The organism is Paenibacillus sp. P4_E11 (assembly GCF_056401635.1).
On record NZ_JBFUIX010000019.1, the window covers coordinates 25,775 to 52,219 of the forward strand.

At 49.9% G+C, this 26,445-nt stretch carries 25 protein-coding genes; 23 read left to right on the forward strand and 2 right to left on the reverse strand.

Annotation, left to right across the window (positions count from 1 at the left end):
* Positions 1-12: 12 nt before the first annotated feature.
* Positions 13-207 carry a YwbE family protein gene (locus tag AC1DWB_RS10060; protein ID WP_477540918.1) on the reverse strand — a complete coding sequence of 65 codons (195 nt, stop codon included), beginning with the start codon at positions 205-207 and terminating at the stop codon, positions 13-15.
* Positions 208-395: 188 nt separating this feature from the next.
* On the opposite strand from AC1DWB_RS10060, the gene yhfH reads away from it, so the two are divergent.
* The 17 genes from yhfH to AC1DWB_RS10145 all read left to right on the forward strand — a co-directional run bounded on the left by yhfH (position 396) and on the right by AC1DWB_RS10145 (position 16,173).
* Entirely contained in the window at positions 396-560 is a 165-nt protein-coding gene (yhfH, locus tag AC1DWB_RS10065; RefSeq protein ID WP_477540919.1) for a protein YhfH, read from the forward strand.
* Positions 561-947: 387 nt separating this feature from the next.
* Positions 948-1,919, forward strand: a complete 972-nt coding sequence (locus AC1DWB_RS10070; protein WP_477540920.1) for an ABC transporter permease — start codon at positions 948-950, stop codon at positions 1,917-1,919.
* A 12-nt stretch (positions 1,920-1,931) separates the two neighbouring features.
* On the forward strand, positions 1,932-2,819 hold the full coding sequence (locus AC1DWB_RS10075; protein WP_477540921.1) for a carbohydrate ABC transporter permease: 888 nt from the start codon (positions 1,932-1,934) through the stop codon (positions 2,817-2,819).
* 180 nt (positions 2,820-2,999) lie between these two features.
* The gene (locus AC1DWB_RS10080; RefSeq protein ID WP_477540922.1) at positions 3,000-4,100 is read left to right on the forward strand and encodes an alanine racemase; all 1,101 of its coding nucleotides are present in this window, start codon (positions 3,000-3,002) and stop codon (positions 4,098-4,100) included.
* Between the two features lie 314 nt (positions 4,101-4,414).
* Complete coding sequence (locus AC1DWB_RS10085) at positions 4,415-4,807, forward strand: RidA family protein (protein WP_477540923.1); 393 nt, start codon at positions 4,415-4,417, stop codon at positions 4,805-4,807.
* A gap of 15 nt (positions 4,808-4,822) precedes the next feature.
* Entirely contained in the window at positions 4,823-6,163 is a 1,341-nt protein-coding gene (locus AC1DWB_RS10090) for a M20 family metallopeptidase (RefSeq protein WP_477540924.1), read from the forward strand.
* Positions 6,160-7,686, forward strand: coding sequence for a M81 family metallopeptidase (locus AC1DWB_RS10095; RefSeq protein WP_477540925.1), 1,527 nt, complete (start codon positions 6,160-6,162; stop codon positions 7,684-7,686). The genes AC1DWB_RS10090 and AC1DWB_RS10095 overlap by 4 nt, the downstream gene beginning before the upstream one ends.
* A 3-nt stretch (positions 7,687-7,689) precedes the next feature.
* Entirely contained in the window at positions 7,690-9,024 is a 1,335-nt protein-coding gene (locus AC1DWB_RS10100) for an aspartate aminotransferase family protein (RefSeq protein WP_477540926.1), read from the forward strand.
* Positions 9,021-9,779 (forward strand): SDR family NAD(P)-dependent oxidoreductase, encoded by a 759-nt coding sequence (locus tag AC1DWB_RS10105; RefSeq protein WP_477540927.1) that lies wholly within the window; start codon positions 9,021-9,023, stop codon positions 9,777-9,779. Before AC1DWB_RS10100 ends, AC1DWB_RS10105 begins: the two co-directional genes overlap by 4 nt.
* A 38-nt stretch (positions 9,780-9,817) precedes the next feature.
* Entirely contained in the window at positions 9,818-10,621 is an 804-nt protein-coding gene (locus AC1DWB_RS10110) for an IclR family transcriptional regulator (RefSeq protein WP_477540928.1), read from the forward strand.
* Between the two features lie 19 nt (positions 10,622-10,640).
* Positions 10,641-11,390 (forward strand): amidohydrolase family protein, encoded by a 750-nt coding sequence (locus AC1DWB_RS10115; RefSeq protein WP_477540929.1) that lies wholly within the window; start codon positions 10,641-10,643, stop codon positions 11,388-11,390.
* A 125-nt stretch (positions 11,391-11,515) separates the two neighbouring features.
* A complete protein-coding gene (locus AC1DWB_RS10120; protein ID WP_477540930.1) occupies positions 11,516-12,304 on the forward strand; it encodes a Fe-S oxidoreductase in 789 nt (262 codons plus the stop codon).
* Between the two features lie 109 nt (positions 12,305-12,413).
* The gene (locus AC1DWB_RS10125; protein ID WP_477540931.1) at positions 12,414-12,575 is read left to right on the forward strand and encodes a hypothetical protein; all 162 of its coding nucleotides are present in this window, start codon (positions 12,414-12,416) and stop codon (positions 12,573-12,575) included.
* A gap of 29 nt (positions 12,576-12,604) precedes the next feature.
* A complete protein-coding gene (locus tag AC1DWB_RS10130; protein WP_477540932.1) occupies positions 12,605-13,480 on the forward strand; it encodes an electron transfer flavoprotein subunit beta/FixA family protein in 876 nt (291 codons plus the stop codon).
* A 1-nt stretch (position 13,481) separates the two neighbouring features.
* Positions 13,482-14,558, forward strand: coding sequence for an electron transfer flavoprotein subunit alpha/FixB family protein (locus AC1DWB_RS10135; protein WP_477540933.1), 1,077 nt, complete (start codon positions 13,482-13,484; stop codon positions 14,556-14,558).
* A gap of 17 nt (positions 14,559-14,575) precedes the next feature.
* Positions 14,576-15,889 (forward strand): FAD-dependent oxidoreductase, encoded by a 1,314-nt coding sequence (locus AC1DWB_RS10140; protein ID WP_477540934.1) that lies wholly within the window; start codon positions 14,576-14,578, stop codon positions 15,887-15,889.
* Positions 15,886-16,173, forward strand: a complete 288-nt coding sequence (locus AC1DWB_RS10145; RefSeq protein WP_477540935.1) for a ferredoxin family protein — start codon at positions 15,886-15,888, stop codon at positions 16,171-16,173. The genes AC1DWB_RS10140 and AC1DWB_RS10145 overlap by 4 nt, the downstream gene beginning before the upstream one ends.
* Before the next feature lie 105 nt (positions 16,174-16,278).
* On the opposite strand, the gene AC1DWB_RS10150 is transcribed toward AC1DWB_RS10145, so the two are convergent.
* The gene (locus AC1DWB_RS10150) at positions 16,279-17,178 is read right to left on the reverse strand and encodes an AraC family transcriptional regulator (RefSeq protein ID WP_477540936.1); all 900 of its coding nucleotides are present in this window, start codon (positions 17,176-17,178) and stop codon (positions 16,279-16,281) included.
* A gap of 203 nt (positions 17,179-17,381) precedes the next feature.
* Here AC1DWB_RS10150 and AC1DWB_RS10155 point away from each other — a divergent pair, with 203 nt between their 5' ends.
* From AC1DWB_RS10155 to AC1DWB_RS10180, 6 genes are all read left to right on the forward strand, one after another.
* Positions 17,382-18,689, forward strand: coding sequence for an ABC transporter substrate-binding protein (locus AC1DWB_RS10155; RefSeq protein WP_477540937.1), 1,308 nt, complete (start codon positions 17,382-17,384; stop codon positions 18,687-18,689).
* Between the two features lie 114 nt (positions 18,690-18,803).
* Positions 18,804-20,849: a glycosyl hydrolase family 28-related protein gene (locus AC1DWB_RS10160; protein WP_477540938.1), complete on the forward strand. Its 2,046-nt coding sequence runs from the start codon at positions 18,804-18,806 to the stop codon at positions 20,847-20,849.
* A 172-nt stretch (positions 20,850-21,021) separates the two neighbouring features.
* A complete protein-coding gene (locus AC1DWB_RS10165; RefSeq protein ID WP_477540939.1) occupies positions 21,022-23,025 on the forward strand; it encodes a hypothetical protein in 2,004 nt (667 codons plus the stop codon).
* Positions 23,026-23,289: 264 nt separating this feature from the next.
* Entirely contained in the window at positions 23,290-23,460 is a 171-nt protein-coding gene (locus AC1DWB_RS10170) for a hypothetical protein (protein WP_477540940.1), read from the forward strand.
* A 284-nt stretch (positions 23,461-23,744) separates the two neighbouring features.
* The gene (locus AC1DWB_RS10175; protein WP_477540941.1) at positions 23,745-25,244 is read left to right on the forward strand and encodes an IMP dehydrogenase; all 1,500 of its coding nucleotides are present in this window, start codon (positions 23,745-23,747) and stop codon (positions 25,242-25,244) included.
* 1 nt (position 25,245) lies between these two features.
* Positions 25,246-26,223: a helix-turn-helix transcriptional regulator gene (locus tag AC1DWB_RS10180; RefSeq protein ID WP_477540942.1), complete on the forward strand. Its 978-nt coding sequence runs from the start codon at positions 25,246-25,248 to the stop codon at positions 26,221-26,223.
* The last annotated feature ends 222 nt before the right edge of the window (positions 26,224-26,445 follow it).

Below are 26,445 nucleotides of genomic sequence, written 5' to 3' on the forward strand. Positions count from 1 at the left end.
CATAATTCATCGTTACTTCAATATTTCCTTAACCCGACCAACCTGCCCATCTGTTAACCTGACCTTGATGCCATGCGGGTGGGTAGGGGAATTGGTCAGCAAATCCTTCACAAAACCACGTGTCAACTTGCCTGTCCTCTGATCTTGCTTCAACACAATATTCACTTCCACTCCTGGAACGATATTACTTCTCGTTTGTCCGTTCATGATGTCATTTCTCCCTTAAATACATAATTCCACATTGTCCTTCAAAGCTAACCGACTGTCAATGTCTAAATTTTTAGGATAGCTAATTTTTGACTTGTGTTATATAATAATAACATATTATTAAAACTGTATTAATACAATGAGCGATTTTTTTAGAAGCAAAATATGGAGCCGAAAGGAGTCATTTTATGTTAATTCCAGCCAAAGATTTTTTCGAGAATCTGCCTGTGAAGATGTGCTGCAAGTGCGGTTGCGCGATGGAGGAACAGACTGAATGTTATGAAACGCTCTGCTCCGATTGTCAAGATAACTCGATCTTCAAGTCATTTACGAACGAACAAAGCGCTCCTTGAGGGCGTTTTTTTCATTTCCGGGTACTCGTGTATTACCATTGCGCGTCTTGGGGTGTTATGATACGATTTTTTCAAATGCACCCCCTATACATGTAACCATACAGGTATTATCATGGAGAGTCGATATGTGTAGAAGCTTAGCAGTGAAGAGGAGGTAACAGAACAACAAGGATCAAATAAAGAGACTATTTAAAGACACCTTGTGGACGTTTGTAATACTTGTATTAGTCTATGTTTTTGAATTATGATGGAAGTAGAGCAAGTGTGAAAACGCTTTACTGTCTTTTTAAATTCCATCAACAAAAACGTAATCTGTACAATATGTAAGCGTTTTTTAGGGGAAATCGAACCGAGACAGAAATAATTACAAGATGGAGGAGTGCTACAGTGAGTACGCAAAATGCTGTTGCGGCAACGACAACGAACAAGACGAAATCTCCTCAAGGCAAGGAAAAAGTGTCATTATGGAAAGCGATTGTACGTTACAAGTGGCTTTACTTAATGATGGTGCCTGGAATAGTGTATTACATCGTATTCCATTACGTCCCAATGGGCGGGCTCTTGATTGCCTTCAAGAAGTACAACCTGGTGAAAGGGATTTGGGGTAGTGAATGGGCTGGCTTCGACAACTTCCGAACCGTATTCAGTTCACCGGACTTTCCGAAGCTAATTCGGAACACGCTCCTAATCAGCGTATATCGGATCGCATTCAACATGCTGCCCGACGTATTGCTTGCCCTTATTCTGAACGAAATTCGTCTCAAATGGTTTAAGAAAGCGATTCAAACGGTCACATACGGTCCTTATTTCTTATCTTGGGTTATCGTATACGGACTCACATTCTCATTCTTGGCACCGGACGCTGGGTTAATCAGCACATGGTGGAGGGATCACACAGGTGAGACGCTTAACCTCCTAACGGACAAGGATTGGTTCCGTCCTATCATTATTTTGACGGATATTTGGAAAAGTACAGGCTTCGGTGCCATTATTTATTTGGCTGCCCTAGCGACGATCAATCAGGAATTGTATGAAGCGGCTGTTGTCGATGGCGCAGGAAGATGGCGTCAAATCTGGCATATTACGCTCCCAGGTATTCGTGAAGTATTCGTTCTGCTGCTTATTTTGCGGATTGGTCACATTCTCGATGCAGGGTTCGAGCAGATTTATATCTTCTTGAATGCGCGCGTCTATGAGGTCGGAGATATTATTGACACATGGGTATTCCGACGAGGGATCGAGCAGCTGGATTTCAGCGTAGCTTCAGCCGTCAATTTCTTTAAGTCAGTCATCGGATTCGTCCTAGTCATCACAGCAAATAAGATAGCCAAAAAACTCGGCGGATCGGGAATTTGGTAAGGGAGGTAAACCATGTCATTTATATTGCAGAAAACAAAATCAGATCGCGTCGTTGACTTTATATTGTATTTAGGATTGACATTGTTCGGTCTCGCTACTTTATTCCCGCTCTACTACGTTGTTGTGATGTCATTAACGCCAATTACGGAAGTATTAAGAAATGGTGGCTTCGTCATTCTTCCTGAGAAAGTGACGTTCGAGGCGTACAAGTACATTTTCTCCAGTAACCGGGTCCCACAGGCATTGAAGATTACGATTATTGTTACAGCAGTCGGAACATTCCTGAACGTTGTAGTTACGATGTTGCTAGCGTACCCGCTCTCCAAGAAGTTTTTGCCAGGCCGCAACTATGTGCTAATGGGAATCGTGTTCACCATGTTGTTCTCCGGCGGACTTATTCCTCTATACTTGGTCGTTCGAGCAACCCATATGCTGAATACGTTGTGGGCCCTGATGATTCCAGGTCTAGTATCTGCATTCAACATGCTAATTATGAAGACGTACTTCGAGAATCTACCTGCTGAGATTGAGGAAGCAGCTAAGGTAGACGGTTGCAGCGACATGCAGACGTTATGGAAGATCGTAATTCCATTGTCCATGCCGATCGTTGCTACACTCGGATTGTTCTACGGGGTAGGTCACTGGAACTCCTACTTCGGTGGTATTATGTATTTGACTGATAAAGCACTCATGCCGATTCAGGTCGTACTGAGGAACATGATTGTGTCACCGAGCGTCAGTCAGGAGTTGGGCGTAACATCTCAAGAGTTGCAGCAACTGCCTCCAGAGACGGTGAAGATGGCAACGGTTGTAGTAGCGATTATTCCGATTATGGCGATTTATCCATTCCTGCAAAAGTATTTTGTTAAAGGGATGTTGATCGGATCGGTAAAAGGTTAAGAAAAGTAAGGTTGGGAGGGGCGCTGGCTCCTCCTTTCCTGTATCGAGAGAGAAGGGCGAACAAGCTCTTCTCTTTTTTCTATTTATAAAAATAATTTCTTGATAGAAAAAACATCCCGTGATACATTCTTAGTAAGCGATTGATTGACGATCTAAACTACTCCTCTAGGAGGGACTCGAATGACTACGATTGAACAACTTGACACACCTGCCGTCCTCATCGATCTGGACATATTGGACCGTAATTTGCGGACAACGGCAGAATTAGCCAAACAAGCGGGTGTGAAGCTCCGTCCGCATACGAAGACACACAAGAGCATTTGGATTGCCAAGGAACAAATCCGCTATGGGGCCTGCGGGATAACAGTCGCCAAGCTCGGGGAAGCCGAAGTCATGGCGGATGGAGGCATCGAAGATATTCTGATCGCCTACCCGATCGTGGGGCAGACGAAGCTGGAACGGCTCGCTCGAGTTATGAACAAAGCGAAGATTACCGTAAGTACCGACAATGTCGATGTAGCTCGTGGCTTGTCTGAGCTTGGTGTTCGTCTTGGACAGCCTGTTAGACTGTACATCGATGTGAATACAGGGCTGAACCGTTGCGGCAAGGAACCTGGTGCGGAGACGGTAGAGCTGGTGAAGCGAATGGCCGACTTGCCGGGAATAAACATCATCGGTGTTATGACGCATGCCGGTCATGCCTATGGGAAGACGAGTCGTGAGGAACTGCTTGCCGTTGCTCGGCATGAGGCGGAAAGTCTAGCAATGACGAAGCAGATGCTGAGGCAAGAAGGAATTATGATTGAGGAAGTAAGTGTAGGTTCGACTCCGACTTCCAAGTTCATAACCGAGCTGGGTGGTATTGGCATAACAGAAATGCGTCCAGGTGCATATGTGTTCGGAGACATTAGCCAGTATGTCATTGGGTTGATTGATGAATCAGAATTCGCCATGCAGGTGAAGGCGACGGTCGTCAGCAAGCCGCGCGAGGGCACGATTCTCGTAGATGCTGGGTCGAAGACGCTTACGACCGATGTGAATCCCTTGCGCAAAGGATATGGCCTCGTAAGAGGCATGGATACAGCCGTAATCGACCGACTGAGTGAAGAGCATGGCTCGATTGCTATACCGGATGGCACGGATGTTCAAATCGGGGATGCGTTGTTCATTGTGCCGAACCATTGCTGTACAGTTACCAATCTTCATAATAAGCTAACTGGCGTTCGTAACGGTGTATTTGAGAAATACATTCAAGTTGATGCCAGAGGTCAGATTCAATGATAGAGGCTGTCGATTCATAGTGGACACAGGAGTGGAAAGTGAAAAAGAGGACCCCGGCGAGTTTTGGCTTGAACCTCTATACCGCGAAATCCCTTATACAATCATAGGAGGTTCAAACAAGATGTTTGAGCTCACGGGGTCCCCGCAAAGTACTCGGCGTTATCTCCAGAGCTAGTCTTCACTTTGTGGGGTTAAAGCGTCGGGGTCCTTTTTCACTTGGAACGGCCGTTTTTGCCTCAATCAACAATGAATCGATAAGCCTGTAATAGCAACTTGCATTACCATATGATTCCACTAAGAGAGGATGTTACACCATGTCTACTCCTATTCATTCGAACATAGCACCAGAATTCCCATTACCGTTCTCGCAAGGTATCAGAGCCGGGGATTTCGTCTACATATCCGGCCAAGTTGGAGTTAATCCGGAAACTCGCGAAGTTGTGGGTAACACGGTTGAAGAACAAACGGTTCAATGCTTGCGCAATATCGAAACGATACTTGCCGCAGACGGATTGACCCTGGATCACGTCATCAAGATCACTTCGTTCGTGACCCACCTGCACGATTTCCCTGCCTACAACAAGGCGTACGAGTCGGTGTTTACCGCTCCGTACCCAACTCGTTCCAGCGTACAAGTCGGAATCGGAAGTTATTTGATCGAAATCGAAGCGATCGCCTACGTCAAGAGCAAGCGTGGCGAAGCCTAAACCTTGGAGGAACTTATGACTGTGAATTCGTTAGCAGAGCGTATTCATGCCTGGACAGTTAAGCACGAGCGAGAGACAATATTGTTGGCCCAGCAACTGGTTCAGATTCCGAGCGAGAATCATCCGCCTTTAGGTTATGAAGCAGAGGTACAGTCCTTCTATGTAAAGTATATGACCGACATGGGAGCAGACGTACAATCTTATGAGCTTAGCGAAGTAGAAGGGTTAACGGCGCACGAGTCCTACATGGCCGGAAGAAACTATGAGGGACGTCCTAACGTATGCGGCAGCTTCGCAGGGAAGGGCGGCGGTCGCTCGCTTGTCTTCTCGGGGCATGCCGATACTGTATATCAAGGCACGGAGAAATGGACATATGCACCGTTCTCCGGCGAAGTAACAGACGGCAAGCTGTATGGCCGTGGTTCCTATGATATGAAGGGCGGTATGGCTGCTGCCATCAGTGCGGTTCGCTGCTTGCAGGAGCTCGGGATTGAGCTGAACGGTGACGTTCATATTGAAAGTGTCATCGATGAAGAACATGGAGGCGCGAACGGTACATTAGCCGGACGATTGTACGGCCCTCATGCCGATATGGCGATTATACCGGAACCTACGAATCTGCGCATTAGTCCAGCCCATCTAGGGGGTGGGATCTGGAAAGCTGCTTTCACTGGGAAGAGCGGAATCGGATTCAACGGAGAAGTGCTGATCAGTGCGCTTGAGGCTATGGTGTCCTTCGCCCTATTGCTGCGCAAATTCAGTAAGCATCTGAATGAACAGTTCCCCGCACCAACTTGGTGGGAAACATCAGGCAGGACGCTCGATGTTGTGTCGCTTACGATGTTATCTGGTGATACAACACGCCAATTCCAGGAAAAGCTGCCGGAAACGGCGGAGATGAACTTCTGGATTGAAGGATTTCCCGGTATGACCGGTCAACAAATTATTGATCTATTATGGAACTTCTATGAAACGAACCTGGCTGACTATCCGGAACTAGCCGTCTGCCAACCGGTGATCACACCGAAGATCCGTTATTTGCTCGGCAGTGAGATGGGAGATAGTTCGGCTGTCGAGGAATTCCTTAATGTCGTTAATCAATCCGGACAACTGGCTCTAGGTCGCGATCCGGGGCCTAGACAAGGAACACCATTCGCTTGCGACGGTTTCATGTTCAATATATACAGCTCGACTCCGGCGTTAGTACTTGGACCATCGGGGGCGAATGCGCATGCAGCTGATGAATATATGGATCTCGCCAGCTATTCGGAACTCATTCGTTGGTATGCCGGCATAATCGCCGACTGGTGCGGTGTAGCTGAAGATCGTGGATTAGACGGAGGTGCTGGTCGATGAGCTCATCCAGTTCATCTGGCAACAAGGCGATTACAATCGCAGTCGCGGGATGCATTCACGAGACGAATACGTTCGCGCCAGGTCAGACGGGCCTTCAACCGTTCTCCTATGAATGGATTGAAGGGGAGCAAGCCTACTTGGAGCGATATACCGGCACACGCACCTCGATGGGGGGTGTCATTGACGGAGCTCGCGAGTTGGGCCTCGGCTTGGTTCCTGGTTTCTATACCCAGGCTACACCGAGCGGAATCGTGACAGACGAAGCATTCGAAGCGATTGCCGACGGTATTGCCAATTCCATCGATCCATCGGCTGATGGCGCTGTCATCATTCTGCACGGCGCGATGGTCAGCGAGTCGGAGCCGGATGCAGAAGGAGCGATCCTGCGTCGCCTCCGTGCTCGATTGGGACGGGACTTCCCACTAGCTGTGACACTCGATCTGCATGCGAATGTGACCGATGAGATCGTCGCGTTATCGGACCTGATCGTCGGCTACGACACGTATCCGCATGTCGATGTGTATGATCGTGCGGTGGAAGCGGTACACCTGCTGAACCGCGTTTTGACCGAGCAAGTGAAGCCGGTGCGCGTATTCCGTCACACCGGGCTTCTCGTAGCCCCGCAGGGGATGTTGACTGACGCGGGACCGTTCAAGCGCGTCATGGATCTTGCGTTTCGATGGGAGGAGAATCCGGCCATCCTGAACGTGACGGTCATCGGCGGCTTCCCGTTCAGCGACGTCCCGGACGCCGGGATGTCGTTCATCGTCACAGCCGACGATGACCTGGCTCTGGCGGAGCGATGCGCGCATGAGCTCGCATCGTTCGCTTGGTCGATCCGCGACGAATTCGCGGTGCGGCTTACCGCACCGGCGGATGCCGTCGCGCTCGCGGTGCGGCAGCCGGAAGGGCCGGTCATCCTGGTGGAAGGCTCCGACAACGTCGGAGGCGGTTCACCAGCGGATGGCACGCACATGCTGCCTCACTTGCTCGAGGCGAGCAAGTCGAGCCTCCTGGTGCTGTGCGACGCTGAGGCCGTTCGGCAGGCTGCCGAGATCGGCGTGGGCGGCACGCTGCGCTGCGCCGTCGGCGGCAAGTCCGACGGCTGGCATGGCGCGCCGGTGCCAATTGAAGGCCGCGTCCGCACGTTGTTCGACGGCGATTATGTTCACGTCGGCCGCTACATGACCGGCCAACGAGCCAAGATGGGGCGGACCGCCGTCGTCGAGGCCGGTCTGGTCACGATCGTGCTGACTGAGAAGCGAGTCGCGCCGTGGGACCCGGGCCATGTGCTATCGGTTGGCCTGCAGCCGAGCGCATTCCATATGATCGTGGTCAAGTCCGCGATCGCTTGGAAAACCGCTTTCGGTGACATAGCGAAGCTGGCCATCGACGTTGACACACCCGGTTGCTGCGGCGCGAATCTGCAGCTGTTCCCTTACAAGCAACTGAAGCGTCCTTTGTATCCGCTTGATCCGCAGGACTCTATACAACTACCACATACACATTCACAGGAGGACTAATCCATGAGAAACTATTCCGGATCCAAAGAAAGAATTGCGAAATCCAGGCAAGTATTGGCCGGTGGAGTGGCGAGCACGCTGCGTGGCTCTATGAAACCGACTCCGCTGTATGCGGAATCCGCATCAGGCGTCATGTTACGCGATGTGGACGGCAACGAATACATCGATTATTTGCTTGCCTACGGTCCTTCGATTCTGGGCCATGCTCATCCGGAATTAACAGAACGCATTCACAGCGCAATGAAACGCGGCTTCACATACGGGCTGCAGCATGACGGCGAGATTGAGCTGGCAAGCAAGCTAGTATCCGTGCTGCCTTGCGCCGATAAAGTCGTATTAAGCGGGACTGGAACCGAAGCTGTTATGCTCGCCCTTCGTCTGTCCCGCGCCTACACGGGTAAGACTAAAGTAATCCGCTTCCACGGGCATTACCATGGCTGGTCGGACTCGATCTTCACCTCGTTCCCGAGCCCGGATATGATGCAGAAGGCGACCGACAGCGGCAGCAGCCTCATTCCTCCTGGCACGAAGGGGCAGAGCGAGAACAGCTTGGCCGACGTTATTCTGCTTCCATGGAACGACCCTGCGGTCCTGCTGGCCACACTGGAGCAGCATGGTAGCGACATCGCCGCAGTCATCTCCGAGCCAGTTCTGTGCAATTCCGGTTGTATCCTGCCATTGCCAGGCTATCTGGAGAAAATGCGGGAGTTGACGGAGAAGCACAACGTTGTGCTCATACTCGATGAAGTCATTACCGGATTCCGTCTTGGAATTAGCGGCGCGCACGGCCGGTTCGGCATTCGTCCTGACCTCGTAACGGTCGGTAAAGCACTAGGCGGCGGAATTGCCATCAGCGGAGTGGCAGGTAACAAGGATATTATGGCGTTGATCGATCGTGAAGAAGTAAGTCATCTTGGCACATTGAACGGGAATACAGTATCCACCGCTGCTGCTTTGGCCATCATAGATATTTTAGAGCGGGATAATGCTTCAGTTTATGGTAAGATGGAAGCATTGACTGAATTCCTAGTCGCTTCGATTCGTTCATTGTTCGTCAAGCACGGCTTCCGCGGCGTTGTGAATCAGATCGGTCCTGTGTTCAATATGATGTTCATCGATCGCGACGAGGTTAAGCACTTCGACGAGTTCCAGCAGCGCAATGCCGGTCTGTATGCGAAGTTCGCCGAATTGATGCTGGAAGAGGGTGTGCTCGTCCGCCCGAACGGCTTATGGTACTTGTCCACTGTTCATGAGCAGGAGCATATCGATGCGACGATTGCGGCGATCGATAACGTATTGGGCAAGCTTAAGTCAACGCTTGGGGGAACAACGCAATGAGACTATTGGACAAAGTCGCGCTTGTAACTGGAGGTTCGCACGGCATAGGGCAAGCGATTGCGATCCAATATGCGCGTGAAGGCGCTAAGGTAGCCATCTGCGGACGCGGGAAAGCCGCCCTGGATGAGACGATCCAACTGATTACGGAAGCTGGCGGTACTGCTGTCGCATATTCGGTCGACGTTTGTAACAAGCAGCAAGTAGACGGTATGGTCGAGAGCCTTCTTGGTGAGTGGGGTTCGATTGACATTCTTGTCAACAATGCGGGCATATGTGACCCTGCTCCATTCCTCGACATTACAGAGGAGCAGTGGGACCGACATATGGAGATTAACCTGAAGGGAACGTTCCTGGTCAGTCAGGGCGTTGTCCGCTCGATGGTGAATCGAGGCATTCAGGGCTCGATCATCCATATGTCCAGCGTGAATGGTATGGCCGCCGAAGCGGATCAGGTTCACTACAATTCGACCAAGGGCGCCATGATCAGCATGGGCATGTCCATGGCGTTGGAGTTAGCTCCAATCGGGATCCGGGTCAATACCTTATGCCCAGGCTTCATCGAGACCCGACTGACCAAGCCAATGATTCAGAATGGCCCAGTCATATCCCAATACTTGAAGACCATTCCGATGAATCGAGTGGGACAACCGGACGAGATCGCATCAGCTGCTATCTTCCTGGCTTCCGACGATTCTCGGTATATGACAGGACAGACGCTTGTCATCGATGGCGGTCAGCTCATTAAGTTATCCTAAGTACTTATGCACTTATGCAACAGAAAGGAACACAAGCCATGATGAATGATGATTTCGAAGAACAAGGGACGGAGCGTCCGAACCCGACGGTCAAATCAGCCGACCGCGTGCTGGACATATTCGAGCTGTTCGCGGAGGAACAAGATACGCTTAGCTTGACGGACATTTCCCGCAAGCTGGGCATGCCGACTTCCAGCGCTTACAAGCTGCTGCAGAACTTATTGAACCGGGGTTACCTGGAAACCGATAAGCATGGCAAGACGTTCCGCCTCGGGTACAAGCTGTTCGAGATCGGGAGTAAAGTGTCGCGTAATAGCGACTATGCCACCGAATTCCAGCATGTGGCTTCGCGAATCATTAATGACATTAATGAATCTGTGTTTCTGTCGATCCGCAATGGTGACAAAGTGTTGTATATCGCCGAGAAGCAGAGCACCCATCCGGTCCGGTTCGTTTCACACCTGGGGATGCAGCTTCCTCTACACGCCACGGCGATGGGCAAAGTACTGCTTAGCGGTTTGTCTGACGATGAGGTGCTCCGGCTGTATCCGAACAACGAGCTCGGTAAGTTAACCGAACATACGTTGGCGGATATGCCGGAGCTGCTCGCTCAGCTTCGACATATTCGTCAGGAAGGTGTCGCGTTCAGCAGCGGAGAAGCGGTACAAGGGATCCGCTGTGTTGCCGCTCCTATCACGAATGCTACGGGCCAAGTGGTCGCGGCGATGAGTGTCTCGATTCCCGTATCACGGGTCGAAGAGGATACGTGGAATTTGGCCGTGAACGCGGTCCGGCAAGGGGCAAAGGAGCTCAGCATCAAGCATTATTTTCAGAAAAACTGATCGAGTTGGAGGGTCCCTCATGATTATCGATATGCACACCCACATCTGGGGAGGACGTTATGATCTGCATGCGAATGCATTGCTTACGAATTGCGACCGTTACGGTATAGATAAAGTGTTCGTATCCGGCATCGCCAGACAATATTCCACAGAAGAAGAAGTTGCTTCCCATAATGCCGATATCGTGCGCTTCAGACGTGAGAATCCTGATGTTGCGGAAGGTTATGTGTATATTAACCCGCGCCACGAGAATGCAGTTGAAGTGCTCAGGCGTGGTGTTGAATCGGACGGCATGATCGGAATGAAGCTATGGATTGCCACGTACTGCGACGATCCGACCGTATTTCCGCTAGTTGAGAAGTGTATCGAGTATAACATTCCGATTCTGCTGCATGCATTCCACAAAGCTGTCGGGCAATATCCAGATGAATCAGTTGGATTCCATGTGGCCCAGTTGGCAACCCGTTATCCGCAAGCTAAGCTGATCATGGCCCATTTCGGAGGCAACCATTACCATGGAATCAAAGCAATTCGAGAATTCCCGAATGTGGTAACGGACATCTCTGGCTCCTTATACAGACGAGAAGAGGTTGATTACGCAGTTAGACTGCTAGGGGCCGAACGTGTACTATTTGGTTCCGACATGCCGGGCTGTTCGTACATTACGAACCTTGGCCAAGTGGAAGAGGCGGACCTCACAGATGAACAACGCCATCTGATCTATGCCGGTAATGCGATCCGACTATTCGGATTGAAAACTGCAGGTTGACATAGATCTCACCAAGACCACCATTTACAAAAATGTTCCTACGCCATATAATGAAAATGATTCTCACTATCATCAGTATGATGTTGGAGAATAAAGGAATCGTTATAAGTGAGGATGACGCGTAGATGGGCGACTTGGACTTTCATTTGCTGGAGCAAAAGTTTAACATACGGACTACACAACTAGATGATGCGGTAATAACGATAGCGGCGAAGGATTTGTTACTGCCTAATCAGGCGACAACGTTCCTGAACGAATATGCGACTATACTTAGGGCGACCGACACTACAGCTGCGGCCGCTTATTTCGCTGGGAATTTTTGCGGAGTGGCGTTGGCCATGCTGTATTCAGTATCAACTTGGAACAGTACGCTGAATATGTCGTTATCGAATGAAACGATTCAGATCTATCCGGAACAATCGCGTTACAGGTATGCTTTCGTTCTCAAAGATTGGACCGTGTTAGAAGGCCCCGTCGAAGAACCGGAGCGATCCCTTTGGCGCTTACAAGCATGGACCCGCTTCTACGGAGAAACGGTGCGTCCACTTTTCGAACGTCTGTCTGCAGACTCAGGTCTGCATATAAGTCAATTGTGGGGTCAATTCCCTACCCGATTCAACTACTTCATGGCAACCCAACAACAAGAAACCTGCTCAACACGCCTGAAGAGTGATTATGAAGCGATGCTGCAAGAGCTGGAGGGGTCCGTATTCGGCTGTAGTCATAATCCATTGCAAGTCAAAATTCGTTACCTCGAAGATGCACGTAATCCGAACGAACAAGTACGTATGAAGAACGTCTGCTGCTTATACTACAAGACAGGTGAGGAACAATATTGTTATACATGCCCCAAGCTGAAGCCGGAGGAACGGGAACGGATCAAAGCGAAGCTGCAAGCCGCAAGCGTACACTGAATCGGTATTGTTGTTGTCTAGTAAAAAGAGCACCTGAGAAGGTGCTTTTTTTCATTCCCGGACATATATATGATAGCAAATTAGCTGCAAGGGAAAGGAGAAACGGTGCATGATTGTCGTGTTTCTTGTGCTCATGCTAATTATGCTAGCTTTTTTTGGCCTTGTCATTTATCTCATCTATCTCGGTATTCGCAAAGATACTACAGATTACGACTTTCAGCACATGTGGCTGGACATCAAGGTAACTCGGAAGGATATGGAATTCAAATAAGCTGAATGATCGCTTGGGAGGAGTTTGGCATGCTGCACATTATCGTATGCGTTAAGCAAGTGCCGGACAGCCGGGAAATTCGCATCGATCCGAAGACGAACACACTGATTCGTCAAGGTGTTCCGAGTATCGTGAATTTCTACGATATGCATGGACTGGAAGAGGCACTTCGTATCAAGGACGAGCAGGGAGCGCGTGTGACGGTCGTCACGATGGGGCCCCCACCGGCTGAGAAAGGGTTGAAGGAATGCATCTCGCTGGGCGCAGATGAGGCGGTTCTTGTGACAGACCGCGGGTTTGCTGGTGCTGATACGCTTGCCACGTCTTATGTAGTGGCGGAGACGATCCGTAAGGTTGAAGAGAAGTGGGGAAAGGTTGACATCGTATTCTGCGGCAAGCAAACGTTGGATGGGGATACCGGTCAAGTAGGTCCAGGCGTCGCCTGCCGGCTCGATCTGGAGCAACTCACGTACGTGAATCAAGTGCTGCGAGTAGATGAAGATGCGAGGCGCGTGACGGTACAGCGGCATCTTGAGGATGGCGTGGAAGTGGTGGAGACATCGATGCCTGTGCTCATTACAGCGTTGAAGGAGCTGAACAAAGTCAGACGCGCCTCACTTCCGGGAATGATTCGCGCTGCTCGGTACAAGCCCGTCGTGTGGACGACAGCCGATTTCCCGCATCTGGATAAGGCGAAGATCGGCTTGAAAGGCTCCCCGACGATCGTATCGAAGACGTGGGTTCCGGAAGCAAGATCCGTGAAGTCGATCCGTATTGAAGGGACGACGAACGAAGACAAGGCGGAACAGCTCATTAGCCAGCTGTGGGGCGGCACGCTACCTGATCGCCTCGGTTGGAACGTACCTACGTCGAATGAAGCTGCTGCTGAGACAAGGAGGGAATGAAATGTCTGCAGAACGAACGGAAGAGCAAATGCCGGATTGGTCAGCCTATCGCGGTGTACTGATCGTAGTGGAGCAGCGGGCGGGCCAAGCGAAGGCGGTATCCTGGCAACTGCTCGGAGAGGGCCGTAAGTTGGCTACGAAGCTGGAAGTTCCGCTGCTCGCCCTCATTATGGGCAGCGAGATTGAGCATCTGGCCCGAGAAGCCGCCGCTTATGGCGCAGATAAAGTATTCGTCTGCGACGATCCGGTGCTGAAGACATACCGGACAAGGCCATACAGCCGGGTTGTGTTGAAGTTGATCGAGGAGGAGAAACCCGAGATCGTGCTATTCGGCGCCACGGCGACAGGCCGGGACTTGGCCGGTGCGATTGGTACTCACCTGCCGACGGGATTGACGGCGGATACGACGGAGCTTGATGTGGAGCCGCCGCCGTCCCGTCTGCTGCTGGCGAGCCGTCCGGCCTTCTCGGAGAAGATGATGGCCACCATATTATGTAAGCAGTATCGACCACAGATGGCAACGGCTCGAGCCGGGGTATTCGAAGCGCTGCCTCGGGACGATTCACGTGAAGCGACTGTTGTTTCATTGGAGTGCGAATTGAAGGAAGAAGACATTGCCGCGCAGGTGCTGGACTTTATCGAAGAAACCGGGCATGTCAATCTAGAAGAGGCGGATGTCATTATCGCAGGCGGACGCGGTCTTGGCGGACCTGAGCCGTTCGCCTTGTTGAAGGAACTGGCCGATGCCCTAGGCGGTAAGGTAGGCGCTTCACGCGCAGCCGTAGATGCCGGGTGGATCAAGCACGAGCATCAGGTAGGCCAGACAGGTACAACGGTCCGGCCGAAGCTGTATTTCGCGATCGGCATATCTGGTGCGGTGCAGCATACAGTAGGCATGAGTAACTCGGACGTCGTAGTGGCGATCAATCGGGATGCGGATGCCCCGATCTTTCAATTCGCGCACTACGGCATCGTGGGGGATTTATTCCAGATCGTTCCGGCCATTACCGCAGAGGTGCGCAAGCGAAGAGGCCTGTTCGGCATAGCAGCTGATACGAAGTCGTCGAAGACGGGATAAAGAGGAGCGAACCGAAGGTGAATGAAAAATTCGATGCGATTGTAGTTGGGGCGGGCCCCGCCGGTGCGGCGGCAGCACTTACGATGGCGCGGGCAGGCTTGTCTGTCGTCCTGCTGGAGCGTGGGGAATTTCCCGGTGCCAAAAACTTGTTCGGCGGCGTATTATATCGGAAGCAGATCGAAGAGCTCGTGCCGGAATTCTGGAAGGAGAAGAATGCGCCTGTGGAGCGGCACGTCGTCGAGCAGCGTCTGTGGATGATGGGCAAAGATTCGATGGTTACACTCGGACATCGTAATGAGGCGTTCAAGGAGCCGTACAACTGCTTCACCGGCCTCCGGGTGAAGTTCGATCCTTGGTTCGCGGACAAGGCGGTTCAAGCGGGGGCCTTACCGATCTATGAGACGGTAGCAACCGAGGTCATTCGCGAAGGCGACCGGGTTGTTGGCGTCCGCACCGATCGCGAACACGGCGATTTGTACGCCGACGTTGTCATTATCGCCGATGGCGTGAATTCTTTGCTAGGCAAGGCGATGGGCATTCACCGTGAATGGAAGCCAGATGAAGTGTCGCTGGCGGTGAAGGAGATTATCTCGCTGCCGAAGGAGAAGATCGAGGATCGCTTCGGGGTGGAGGGGGACGAAGGCGTTACGATTGAGTTCATGGGCGAGACCTCGCTCGGCATGGCTGGGATGGGCTTCTTGTACACGAACAAGGATACAATCTCACTCGGCGTTGGGGTCATGGTCAACCATCTGCGTGACAAAAGGGTGAAGCCCTATGCATTGCTCGATGCGGTCAAGCAGCATCCGATGATCCGCAAGCTCATTCAAGGCGGGGAGATGAAGGAATATTCCGGCCATCTCATCCCAGAAGGCGGATACAATTCGATTCCAGCCTTGTCCGGCAGTGGCTGGTGTGTGGCGGGCGACGCGGCACAGCTTGTGAACTTCGTTCATCGCGAAGGAACGAATCTGGCTATGACGTCAGGTCGCTTGGCCGGGGAAGCGATCGTCGAAGCGAAGCTGGCAGGAGAAGATTGCTCGGCGGCGTCAATGAAACGTTACGATACGAAGATCCGCGCCTCGTTCGTGCATAAGGATTTGAAGAAATACAAAGGCATGCACGAACTGTTGAAACATGAAGACCCCGAACTGCTGTTCGATAAGCTGCCTAGAGCGTTGAACGCAGCGGCCTTGCAATTCCTGACCGTAGACGGCATCTCGAAGGCCGAGAAGCAGCGCAACGGCATTCGGATGCTGAAGGATGCGGCCGGCGGGACGATGAGTTTGCTCAAGTTAGGTTACAAAGGATGGAGGGCGATGAACGGATGAGCCAGTGCGGTGTTTCCGACAGGCTGTTTACGATCCGCTACAAGTGTGATGATAAGTCTCACCTGATCATTAAGGAATCCGATACTTGCGTCAAGTGTACGACGAAGGATTGCAATTACTTCTGCCCCTCAGATGTGTACGAGTGGGAGAAGAAGCTGAAGATCACGACAGTGGCCTTCGAGAATTGTATCGAATGCGGCACGTGCCRCATCGCCTGCCCTTCCGATAATATCGATTGGGTGTATCCGAAGGGCGGTTATGGCATTACGTATAAGTATGGTTAACGGTTTCTAGGTATAATCGAGTCCGGCCCAGCGTCGAGTTACACGGCGCTGGGCTTTCTTGTTTTTCTCATTATCTGGACTGCTTCGCTTTACAACGATTCAKGGTCAAGTTTGGCTTAGTTCGCTCCTGTATTTGACCCGATATCCACGGGGAGTGAGCCCGGTATGCTTCTTGAACAGCTTATTGTAATAGCTCAGATCGCTAATTCCGACGTCCTCGGCTATCGCGATAATTTTATTATCGGTTTCGCGAAGAAGCTTTAGCGAGGAATGAATCCGCACTTCGTTGCGGTATTCGGTAAACGTTTTCCCCATCGTCTGTTTGAATTTGAACGTAAAGCTCGATTGACTCATCCCGTACATTTGGCAAACTTGCTCCAGACTGATGTCCTGGGCGTAATGGTGGTCGAGAAACGTGCATATGGATTGGATCGCCTTGGATTGGTTCGTAAGGAGCAAGGGGGCGATGATCCGTTCCTCGTATCGGCGGCTTAGCCATACGAGCATTTCGATCAGCAGCGCTTTAATGGATATCCGGTAACCAAGCGATTTACGGTCGAACTCCTCGATGATGCGTTCCAGACGCTGCTTGATCTCCTGGCCTTCGAGAATCGACAGCTTCATATGGGATTCGAAATCGAAAGTTTGTCGGAAAAACGGTTCGACATAAAAAAAATTGAAGAAGGACGTCACATTTGACAGCGCTTGCAATTCGGTCGTTAGGAACGAAGGGAGAAAAATAACGTTGTATACGTCCAGAGGTACGTTCCCGATCACGGAGTAATCGTGTTCGACGTATGGAGGGATGACGAATATGTCGCCTTTCGAAATCGGGTAGGAGGATCCTTTGTAAAAGTGCTCGCCGCGTCCTTCGGAAACGTACACCAGCTCGATGAAATCGTGACAGTGCGGCATCCTCGGCCTTTCCGGCAAAGTTGCAAACAGGAACCCGCAGAATGGGAATTCGGCGCTCTCCAAAAATTCATCATTTGAGTAAAAACGCATCGTACAGCACCTCCGTTTACATTATAGAAGAGAAAATGGATGAATACAATGACAACGAATGAAATGCGGACGACAATTGTTATTTCAACCAAATTATATGGTGAAAAATCCAAGAATTCCCTGATCGGTTTCAGTAGACTTATAGAGTATTGATGCAAAGCATCAGCAAACATAAGGCACTGAGGTGCGGGGGGGAATGGCGAATGATGAAAAAAGGGTCGATGTTGCTAATCGTTACGCTGCTGGTTGTTTTGATTGCGGCATGCAGTAACCAAAACAAAGCGCCAGCAGACGGGTTAAAGACGGAGGGGCAGAAGGATTGGACGAAGGAGCCTGCGGAACTGGTCTTTTTCGGCATGTCGGGGGGGCTGGAAGAGGGTTGGAATGAAAAATTCGGTGACGCTTTACGCAAAAGATTTCCGAGTTATAAATTTACTTATATCCCGAGAGGCGGCAACAATACGCTCGAAAATTTTGTTACCACCGGGACGCAAGTCGATTTCGTACTCGATTCCGTCGGGAACTCGGTGAATTCGACCATACCTTCCGGTCTGATGTTCGACATATCCGAGCTGGCTCAAAAACACGGGATCGATTTGAATCGGTTCGAACCGGCCACGATCGAGGCAATGAAGCAGTTCGGGGGGATGTACGGTCTCCCGATCAACAACGGGGGGCTGGTTCTCTATTACAACAAGGACATTTTTGACAAGTTCGGCGTTTCGTACCCGAAGGACGGCATGACGTGGGACGAGGCGATCGAGATCGGCAAGAAGCTGACGCGTTCCGACAACGGCCGTCAATATATCGGCCTAGCGGCCTCGGTCCAACATGCTTTGAGCATGAACGCTTACTCGCTGCCATACGTGGATAAAACGACGGACAAAGCGGCGGTCAACAACGACAAGTATAAAAAAATTGTCGAGACGCTCGTTTTGGCGCCTGCGCAAGATCCAGGCTATAAGGAAAAGGTACGGTTATTAAAAAGAACGTTCATGAGCGACGACTATAGCAAAGATCAATACATCGCCATGTTCGTCATGAACTACGGCCTTCAAAACAATATGGAATTCGATACGTTCAATTGGGATATGGCGGCATTGCCGGTCTTCAAGGAAAATCCGGGCATCGGAACACAGCCTTACCCCGATTTCTATTTCATTACGCAGACAAGCAAGTACAAAGAACAGGCGATGGAAGTGTTGAAATACCTCACATCCGACGAAGTCCAGATGGAGATGTCCAAGAAAGGGCACGTTCCCGTTTTGAAAAACGAGAGCATTAAAAAAGCGTTTGCCCAGGACTCGAAATTCAAAAACAAAAACGTAGTCAACGCGTTATTTACGAACAAATACGCGTCGCCGATTTCTCGCACCAAGTACGACAGCAAAGTGAACGGACAGCTGCTTAGCCATGCGTACAGAGCGATACTTGGCGATGAAGATTTGAACACGGCTCTCCGATTGGCGGAGGAAGAGGCCAATAAGGCGATTGCAGCTATGAAGAAGTAAAAAAATGGCGGGAAAAGCGCTTACTCTATTGAAGGCGCAAGGGCCGAGCGGGGCTGCCCGTAATCGGTCCAGCGTTTGAATAGCAGCCGATGCTGCCGAAGGGAGAGATTGCGGATGGTTTCAAAAAAAGCCGGAAGTGAGCATGGAGACGAACAATACGGGAAGGAAGAGGCGAGAACGCAAGCAGAAGTTCAACCGGACGTAAAGATCAGCCGGAGAAAGCTGGTGGCCTCTATCGGACTTGCGGGCGCTGCGGTTGTATCGGGAGGATTGCTTAGCGCCATGGGCAGGGAGTCTTCCGTCACAGAAGCTGTCTATGGGAAAAAGGAGCCAGACCTGGGCCGCGGACCGCATACGGATGCCGACCGGGTTTCTTATCTCATTGCTCCCGGTCGGTCCGAGCGAACGGTCGGCGACAAATTGCGCGAACTTGTCAGCGTCAAAGATTTTGGTGCAAAGGGTGACGGTACCACAGATGATACGCTAGCCATCCAAGGAGCAATTGACCTTGCCATCAGCGCCGGCAACCGGGAAGTTTTTTTTCCAGGGGGGACATACCACGATGCCGGAACGTTGTCAGGCGCGTCTTCCGTTGCTTTTGTCGGGGATCGCGTAAACTTTACTTCAGGACGCTATGGGACGATAAGCTTGGCGAATACTGCGGCTGAGCTTGCAGAACTGCATCAAATGCAGACATCCGCCCGATATTTTGTGACGGCCAAAGATTCGGGAGCAATCGGGGACGGTTCGGACGAAACAGCCCTTTTGCAAGCTGCGCTCGATAATGTCCCGCAAGGCGGGGAGTTCCACTTCCCATCGGACTCGACTTTTCATTTTACCGAACTGACTGTACGGCAAGCCGAAATCAAAATAACGGGCAAAGGCGTCTTGAAAGGGAAACTTGTTATCGATGCGCCATTAACGGTAAAAGACGTCATCTTTAACATAGAAGGGGTGACGTTCGACCATGCATCGCCTCAAGATGCGATCGAAATAAGACGGGCAAGAAGAGGAATTATCTCCAAATGTATTTTCAAAAATACGGCCAAATCGGTTTTTTGCAATCCCTCGATCAGGGCGTCGGATCATTCCATCGGGCAAATTATAATCGACAATAACCATTTTTATGATGTCGATTACGCAATGTACGTATCGTTGAACGGAAACGCATCATGGCAGATTACAAACGATTGCCATTTTACGAACAATATCGTGAATGTCGCCCGGAAACAGCACGTTTACTGTGAATCTATCGATGGGTTGCTTATCAAGGATAATACGTTTTTCTTCCCGGGATTTCCAACCAAAAATCAAACCAAGAGAAACAATGTTTATATCGGGCAATCGGATTGGCTGATTATTTCGGGAAATAACATGTTCGAAGCGGGAGAAGAAGCTATAGTCTTGGATAAACCAAAACGATTCTCGATTGCGAATAATCTGTTCGCTTGGTCCGGGCAAAAAGACTTGTATGACTGTATTAAAACGACTGGGTCTTCTGCCGTTGATGGAAATATTACAGATAATGTGATCTCCAGATTTACGAAGCATGCGATTGGCGTCTATGTTTCCGGAACAGGAACGATCAACATAAAAGACAACTTGTTCGCTTACGATCCTTCCAATACCACTTATTACGGAACACCGTTGCTATCCGGCATTACCCATTACGGAATTTGCCAAGATGCTGCTTCGATGGTGACCGTTATCGAAAGCGGAAATGAATGTGTGGGCGATAAATTTTTTAATAATATTAAAGGGGCTTTCATCTCCAGCCTGAGGAGCAACTACAGCAGCGGATTTTCCAGCACCTACAGGCAAGCGCCGGTTACCGGAGTCAATACGTCAATTTTTACTTGTACCTCGTATAGAGGATCGACCTCTTCTTATGACGGTATAATCACGATAACGGCAAAAAATACGACGAATGATAACGGAAATCTGTCATCTTATGTGTTGCATGTCTTAAAGTCACCGCTCGGTATGGTCATAAATCTTATATCCGGGCAAGGCATGTTGGAAGGCTTATCTGCAAGCTGGCCCAGTTTTACCTTTGCGGTTGATACTGCTGCAAATGCTATTTTAGCGACTCCGGTTGGCGTGACGTCAGGAACATTTCATTTTTATGCAACTTATTACGGGAATATCAAATTGAAGTGACCCGCGGACAGCGTCGTTCGCAGAGAAGCCGGCTCGGTGCAACTCAGCCCGTGCCGGCGCTTTATGCCCCTCAGTGCGGATCAATGGCGCACTGAGGATTTTGTCTAAATATATGGACTGATAGGGTTCACGCCCTCATGGTATTGCGAAGTTAATTGAAGGAGCGCAGACAGTGCATAGTACAGTTTATAATAGAAGGAATATTGATTGCAGCAATGAGATCATCACGTTGCATGTAAGTCTTGAGCAGGGCACATGTAAAAAGGATGAAGAAATATATCTAGCTGATGAATTCGGGACTGCACTGCCTACCCAATGGGAAGATGACAGGACGGTTAACTTTAGATATGAAAAAAATATTGGCAGATATGAGGACGGCAGTTTGAAGAATGGAGTCATCTCCTTTATAGACAGCATTCCAGCCGCTTCTTCCAAACAATACAAGCTTGGGGTTAAAACAAAATCAGACCATGCGCAGACGCAGAATTTCTCCAGAGTTGCCGGGGATGATCCGATGTATCCAACTGGGTTTGAATATGTATTTCTGGATCAATATAAGCATGAATGCAGTATTTTTGATGTTGCCACAATAAAAAAAACCTGTGCAATCAAAGAGTCTGGCCCGATTTTTACTGAAACCGAAGAGGTATATGAGATGGAATCCACGCTGGAAGTTACTGTGCGTTACCGCTACTATGCCAATGGTCAAAGGAAAATTTATTTTTACAGCAGAGCGCTCAGAGAATTAAAGGCTGATGAAATATTGGGAATGTACGGTGTTTTGAGGCATATCCCGGCGAAGGGGAAGCTGCACGGCAAGGAAACGGATCAATATACCTGTTTGCACTGGAAACAGGGGGATTCACTATTGTGTGCGGGCATCGATTCTGTACATGGCGACAGACCCAGAACAGATTTCAGCAATCCCCACTATCCATCGTTTTCTGAAATTATAGAAGAAGAGGATGATTTAGCAATACAGGGTGGATGGCGATATGGGGCGGGAAGTAAACATTTTGCCATCTCCGAGGGAGAAGTCTTTGCCGGCTCCTTTTATCTTGATGCATCATTGAATAACAAAACTCTCAGCGAAAAAGTTGCCTCCAATGTTGTGGGCCTGGTCAGCCGCGTAGTTACAGATCCAAACAGCAAAAAGAAACTGGAGCTGCTGTTGAGGGAACTACTCGTAAAAGTGGGCGGACACTACTACCGCGCCTATGGGGGCTCCAAAAGTGCTGGGGAGAATCCTTTTTCAGTAGCATACTGCGGGAATCTAATGTTGGCCCAATTGACGGAAGACCTTAGCTTTGCCCAAGCTGTACATGATCTGGATCAAATGTGCATGGCTTATGGAGCCCATCTGGGCGGGGCAGAAATGCTAAAACGGTACAAGCAGGGAGAGCTGGGTTATCAATTCACCTCACGAATCTTTCCCGGAGCCTGGTTATGTAGCCAAATATGCCAGCGCAAGGGAGAACTGGCAACGGTGGAAAGAATGAATGATTATTTGCGGGCATATGCGGAGATGAGCTGCCTTATTGTAGAGGAAGAGGGAGCAACGCGGCTGGAATATGCACATCCCGATATTGTATCCAATTCCATTGGAGCCGGCATGAGAGCGCTCGCGATGGGCCTTTCGCTTGAGCCTGACAATGAACGCTGGAGGATAGCCTTTATACAGAATAAAAGCAATTTCAGATTATTCCACCGTTATTCGGACACAATCGTTGCGGACAGCACCAATTCGAACATCAGCCATTGCCAATATCTGCATTACGCTTTATTTGCGTTTAATGAATACATCAAATGTATTCCGTTTGCGGGGATGAACAATGAGCTTTATGCCGGTCAATATGGCTGGATGGGTTTTAACAGCGCGGGTTCTGCCAAAGAGCAGCTCTATTGTATTTCCTCTTCGAGAAGAGGAGCATCACATACGAATGCCTACCAAATCGCTATATTAATAAATGAAAAAACAGATGAGAGCTTTGAAGAAGCCTGTGCAATAGCGGGGCGGCTGCTGGAACAGGTAAATAAAGACGGCTCGCATTTTTTCCCTTTGGAGCAATGGCCGTACGATGTATCTCAAAAATATGAAGGTGCCGTTCCGTTTGAATTAGGCATTCTGGCCGAGTCCTTGTTTGAGCTGAAATTCAGGTTAGATAGAAAGGAGTGAATGCAACAATGGATTCTGCTCTTTGGACTAAGAAAAGAAGCTTGGGATAAATGACGGTGTAATCACGATAACGACAAAAAATACGACGAATGATAACGGAAATCTGTCATCTTATGTGTTGCATGTCATAAAGTCACCGCTCGGTATGGTCATAAATCTTATACCCGGGCAAGGCATGTTGGAAGGTCCTTTACATCTTCACCTCTGATTAAAGTCTGGAAATGTTCCCCTATAGGTTGCCCCGTAGCTGCGGAAACGATGCCGATGGATTGTGGATTAAGCTTTGATTTCACTCGGAGCGACGCCCCGAAATTTGCGAAATACGCTGCCCAGCTTGTCGTCCTTATAGCCGACAAGCTGGGCAGCGTTATGCACCCTGCAGCCATCCAACAGCAGCTGCTCATCGCGTCCAACTCGCTTTCTTCATTTAATTAGCCTAATAATTTTGAAACCAGTGGAGGAGCAACTCCCATACCTAGCTTAACAGGGCTGCTTCACCAATTCTACATTAGGAAACTCCATCTGTTCCATCGGTCTAATACTGGAGGAACGGAGCGCGTCATTGGCGAGTGCTGATCACAGGGATTGCCTATTTGTACAATGTCTGGTTAAGCGAGCTTCATCTATAACAAATATACGAACTACGGATTGACTTCCGGCTCGGATCGGTGGTATGCTTGTAAAAATTTACCCCCGACCCGATAAGGAGGATCACTATTGTGGCTTACTATTATACAGAACCGTCCCGCACGTTTAGCGAGTATTTACTTGTCCCGAATTTAACTACCAAGGACTGTACACCCTCTAATGTTACTTTGAAAACCCCGATCTCCAAATTCAAAGCTGGTGACAAGCCAGACCTCACCCTCAACATCCCTTTCTCCTCAGCTGTTATGCAATCTGTTTCCGATGACAATATGGCCGTAGCTCTAGCCCGCTGTGGAGGCATTTCCTTCATATTCGGTTCCCAGTCAATACGTGATCAAGCCGATATGGTGCGTAAAGTTAAAGGCTACAAGGCTGGTTTTGTCGTAAGTAGATCGAATTTGACGCCGCAGCATACACTTCGAGATGTGTTGGAACTCAAAGAGAAGACCGGCCACTCTACTGCAGCCATTACCGATGATGGAACACCTAAGGGCAAGCTGCTCGGTATCGTTACAAGCCGGGATTACAGAACGAGCCGGGATTCGATGGAGAAGCCGGTTTCCGAATTCATGACGCCGTTCTCATCGCTGATCTATGGGAAGTCGGGGATGACACTGTCTGAAGCGAACGATCTGATCTGGGAGCACAAGCTGAATTGCTTGCCCGTTGTCGATGACCAGTACAACCTGGACTATCTCGTATTCCGCAAAGATTATGATGCTCACAAGGAAAATCCGCTTGAGCTGCTGGATGGGAACAAGAGCTATATCGTAGGCGCGGGCATTAATACGAAGGATTATAAAGAACGGGTAGCTGCCCTGGTCGACGCTGGCGTAGATATACTCGTCATCGATTCATCGGATGGCTTTAGCGAGTGGCAGCGTGAAACGGTGCAATACGTCAAGTCGAACTATAATGTGAAGATCGGCGCGGGTAACGTAGTTGATCGGGAAGGGTTCCTCTATCTGGTGGAGTCCGGTGCCGATTTCGTCAAAGTGGGGATAGGCGGAGGCTCGATCTGTATCACGAGGGAACAAAAGGGGATTGGTCGTGGTCAAGCTTCTTCAATCATCGAGGTAGCGGAAGCAAGAGATCAATACTTCAAGGAAACGGGCGTGTACGTGCCGATCTGCTCCGACGGAGGCATTGTGCACGATTACCATATGACGCTAGCGTTGGCTATGGGTGCGGATTTCATCATGATGGGTCGTTATTTCGCCCGATTCGATGAAAGTCCGACGAAGAAGCTGAAGGTAGGCAACAACTTTGTGAAGGAATATTGGGCTGAAGGGTCTAATCGGGCCCGCAACTGGGAGCGGTATGACATGGGAGGCAAGCAGGGCCTCATATTCGAAGAAGGCGTAGACTCCTACGTGCCGTATGCAGGCGGATTGCGCGAAAACCTGGACAAGACGATCAGCAAAATCAAATCTACCTTGTGTAATTGCGGAGCGAAATCGATTGAGGAGTTGCAGCGCAAAGCCAGAATTTCGCTCGTATCCGCAACCAGTCTTGTAGAGGGTGGGGCGCACGACGTCATTCTGAGAGAAAGCAGCTTGTCCGAAGACTAAGATGGCAAAAGCGGACAATATGCTGTCTGTGCTTTGGATGCTGAAATCGAGCAGACGGAGAACGGCCAAAGAGCTTGCAGAAGCGTTAGAAATGAACATTCGTACCGTCTATCGGTACATCGACGCCTTATGTGCAAGTGGGGTGCCGATCATATCCGACTCTGGCCATAATGGCGGTTACAGCTTACTCCAGTCGTTCACCGATGCACCGTTGATATTCGACTTGCATGAGCAGAAGGCGCTTATCCACGCTGCACTGTTCGCTCAGGAGGCAGGATATCCGTTCGGCGATGATCTGAATCGTGCGGTATCCAAGCTGAAGATGTATACGAATGAGGAGCAATTGGATGATATTAATCGCCATCTGAAAGGCTTCGAGGTTATTAGTCCTCCGTCGAACGCTCCATTGATTACATTCCTGCAGCAGTTGGAGCAGTCGGTGGCGGATGGAGTCACGCTGTGCATGGAATATGCCAAAGGTTATGAAAATACAGCAGAAACCCGTTTTCTGAATCCATACGGTCTTGTGTATTGGAAGGGCAAGTGGTACATCATCGGCCACTGTCATCTACGAGACGCAATTCGTAGCTTCCGCGTGGATCGGATTCAAGCTTTATCGCGCACAGATCGCAGCTTCGAGAGACCTGCGGAGTTTTCAGCGAAAAGTTACTTTCTGAATAACCTCGTCGGGGAGAAGTCGGATAATGAACTGCTCACTTGCATCCGACTCCAAGGCAAACCGCAGGCCATTCAAGATCTTGGCCACCACTGGCTATTCGGACAAGCCGTTGTGGAACGCTCCACAGCGAACTTGACACTTATGCTGGATGCTCATGCGATTAGGAATATTGTGCCTTACATGCTCATTAGCTTCGGCAAGTCGATCCAAGTGCTGGAACCTTCGTCCCTGAAGGATCGTATGGCGGAGATTGCACAAGATTTGGTCGACTATTATCGGACGCCGGTTGAACAGCTATGAAAGGGATCAAAGGACCACTGGAGGTAAATAACCAGTGGTTCTTTGTCTTTGAGCAGCTTTTTGTTCTTTTTCCACAAGCAGTAGGGAACGTCGTTCCGTTATCCTCCCGATTTCATTCGATTTCAACCCCGAGAAGGAACGAGATTCCGCTAAGTGCTTGGTTTCCAGTCGAATTGCGGGTGAAAAGCCGAAATAGTGGAATGACGTTTCCTCTTGTCCACA

Bases quoted from the DNA above. Each gene is read 5' to 3' on its own strand.
- AC1DWB_RS10150 (WP_477540936.1), bottom strand. From the start codon at position 17,178: ATGCGTTTTTACTCAAATGATGAATTTTTGGAGAGCGCCGAATTCCCA.
- AC1DWB_RS10105 (WP_477540927.1), top strand. From the start codon at position 9,021: ATGAGACTATTGGACAAAGTCGCGCTTGTAACTGGAGGTTCGCACGGC.
- AC1DWB_RS10060 (WP_477540918.1), bottom strand. From the start codon at position 207: ATGAACGGACAAACGAGAAGTAATATCGTTCCAGGAGTGGAAGTGAAT.
- AC1DWB_RS10135 (WP_477540933.1), top strand. From the start codon at position 13,482: ATGTCTGCAGAACGAACGGAAGAGCAAATGCCGGATTGGTCAGCCTAT.
- AC1DWB_RS10160 (WP_477540938.1), top strand. From the start codon at position 18,804: ATGGTTTCAAAAAAAGCCGGAAGTGAGCATGGAGACGAACAATACGGG.
- AC1DWB_RS10115 (WP_477540929.1), top strand. From the start codon at position 10,641: ATGATTATCGATATGCACACCCACATCTGGGGAGGACGTTATGATCTG.
- AC1DWB_RS10100 (WP_477540926.1), top strand. From the start codon at position 7,690: ATGAGAAACTATTCCGGATCCAAAGAAAGAATTGCGAAATCCAGGCAA.
- yhfH (WP_477540919.1), top strand. From the start codon at position 396: ATGTTAATTCCAGCCAAAGATTTTTTCGAGAATCTGCCTGTGAAGATG.
- AC1DWB_RS10180 (WP_477540942.1), top strand. From the start codon at position 25,246: ATGGCAAAAGCGGACAATATGCTGTCTGTGCTTTGGATGCTGAAATCG.
- AC1DWB_RS10080 (WP_477540922.1), top strand. From the start codon at position 3,000: ATGACTACGATTGAACAACTTGACACACCTGCCGTCCTCATCGATCTG.
- AC1DWB_RS10125 (WP_477540931.1), top strand. From the start codon at position 12,414: ATGATTGTCGTGTTTCTTGTGCTCATGCTAATTATGCTAGCTTTTTTT.
- AC1DWB_RS10085 (WP_477540923.1), top strand. From the start codon at position 4,415: ATGTCTACTCCTATTCATTCGAACATAGCACCAGAATTCCCATTACCG.
- AC1DWB_RS10120 (WP_477540930.1), top strand. From the start codon at position 11,516: ATGGGCGACTTGGACTTTCATTTGCTGGAGCAAAAGTTTAACATACGG.
- AC1DWB_RS10095 (WP_477540925.1), top strand. From the start codon at position 6,160: ATGAGCTCATCCAGTTCATCTGGCAACAAGGCGATTACAATCGCAGTC.
- AC1DWB_RS10075 (WP_477540921.1), top strand. From the start codon at position 1,932: ATGTCATTTATATTGCAGAAAACAAAATCAGATCGCGTCGTTGACTTT.
- AC1DWB_RS10130 (WP_477540932.1), top strand. From the start codon at position 12,605: ATGCTGCACATTATCGTATGCGTTAAGCAAGTGCCGGACAGCCGGGAA.
- AC1DWB_RS10110 (WP_477540928.1), top strand. From the start codon at position 9,818: ATGATGAATGATGATTTCGAAGAACAAGGGACGGAGCGTCCGAACCCG.
- AC1DWB_RS10090 (WP_477540924.1), top strand. From the start codon at position 4,823: ATGACTGTGAATTCGTTAGCAGAGCGTATTCATGCCTGGACAGTTAAG.
- AC1DWB_RS10170 (WP_477540940.1), top strand. From the start codon at position 23,290: ATGGATTGTGGATTAAGCTTTGATTTCACTCGGAGCGACGCCCCGAAA.
- AC1DWB_RS10155 (WP_477540937.1), top strand. From the start codon at position 17,382: ATGATGAAAAAAGGGTCGATGTTGCTAATCGTTACGCTGCTGGTTGTT.